The sequence below is a fragment of the Acidovorax sp. HMWF018 genome, from assembly GCF_003061035.1.
GTDB lineage: Bacteria > Pseudomonadota > Gammaproteobacteria > Burkholderiales > Burkholderiaceae_C > Acidovorax > Acidovorax delafieldii.
On sequence record NZ_QAIM01000559.1, the window covers coordinates 15496 to 16428 of the forward strand.

The following is a 933-nucleotide window of genomic DNA, read 5'->3' on the forward strand; positions in this document are numbered from 1 at the left end:
CGGCCATCATGGCCCTGATGTGCCAGGGCGAGCTGCTGTTCGAGCCGATGGAGCAGGCGTGGCTGATCGATTTCCGCCAGTACTTCGCAGCAGAGTTGGCGCAGCTGGAGGGTATGCAGGAGCAGGGGCTGGTACGGGTGGGGCCGGAGGGCATTGAAGTGACCGCCACCGGGTGGTTCTTCGTGCGCGGTATCGCCATGGTTTTTGACCGTTATCTGCAGGCAGACCGCAACCGCGCCCGATTTTCGCGCATCATCTGACACCTATGCTTGCCACTGTTGGCTGGACTGCTTTGCTCATGGGACTCGCCGGCGGGTCCCATTGCTTGGCCATGTGTTCCGCGCCCTGCGGAGCATTGGTGCGGCAGGGCGGCGCAGCACAGGCGGACGGTGGCGCGGAGCAGGAGGTGCGCTGGGCGCCGCGTGGCGGTGCGCTGCAGCGCACCATGGCCTTTCACGCAGGGCGCCTGGTGGGGTATGCCAGCGCAGGTGCACTGGCGGCCTTGGCCATGGACAGTCTGGCATGGCTGACCCAGCAAACCAGCGCGCTGCGCCCCGCCTGGACACTCATGCATGTGGCGGTGATGGCCTGGGGGCTCATGATGATGGTGCAGTCTCGGCAGCCTGCCTGGGTGGAGCAGGCGGGCCGCTCTGTGTGGGCGCGTGTTCGTCCGCTGGTCGGGGCTCCGGGCGGAGTGATGGCGGCCGGGGTCCTGTGGGCCCTGATGCCTTGTGGACTGCTCTATTCGGCCCTGTTGGTCGCGGCGCTCAGCGGGGGGGCGCTGGAGGGGGCCCTCACCATGGCGCTGTTTGCCGTGGGCAGTGGGGTGTGGCTGGTGGGCGGCCCCTGGGCTTGGAGCAGCCTTCGCAACCGCCTGAATCTCGCGCGGGCGCAGTGGGGTACGAGGGCCGCAGGCGCCATGCTGTGCGCGGT

General features: G+C 68.4%; 1 protein-coding gene and 1 pseudogene. Both read left to right on the plus strand.

What is annotated here, in order from left to right:
- Positions 1–260, plus strand: a pseudogene (locus tag DBR23_RS31615) (coproporphyrinogen III oxidase); the annotation flags it as partial.
- A gap of 5 nt (positions 261–265) precedes the next feature.
- Positions 266–933: sulfite exporter TauE/SafE family protein (locus DBR23_RS23950; protein WP_108499794.1), on the plus strand; the 668-nt coding region annotated here is incomplete at its 3' end.